1 protein-coding gene is annotated in these 223 nt (G+C 66.4%); it reads left to right on the top strand.

Annotated features, from left to right (window positions below):
- Window positions 1-223: NADP-dependent isocitrate dehydrogenase (locus tag B3E43_RS01350; protein ID WP_292026094.1), on the top strand; the 223-nt coding region annotated here is incomplete at both ends.

Genomic DNA, 223 nt, shown 5'->3' with positions numbered 1-223 from the left:
TCGGCCAAGATGCTGTCGATCGTCAAGTTGATGAACGGCGGCGGCATGTTCGAAACCGGTGCCGGCGGCACCGCGCCCAAGCATGTCCAGCAGGTGCAGGAAGAAAACCACCTGCGTTGGGACAGCCTGGGCGAGTTCTGCGCACTGGGGGAATCGTTCAACTTCCTCGCCGAAGCCAAGGGCAAGCCGCAGGCCGCCGTGCTGGGCGCGGGGGGGGTGGCGG

This window comes from Brevundimonas sp. UBA2416, from assembly GCF_002343105.1.
In the GTDB taxonomy this organism is placed as follows: domain Bacteria; phylum Pseudomonadota; class Alphaproteobacteria; order Caulobacterales; family Caulobacteraceae; genus Brevundimonas.
The sequence above is the reverse complement of the archived record's forward strand: the minus strand, read 5'-3'. Positions and strand labels throughout refer to the sequence as shown.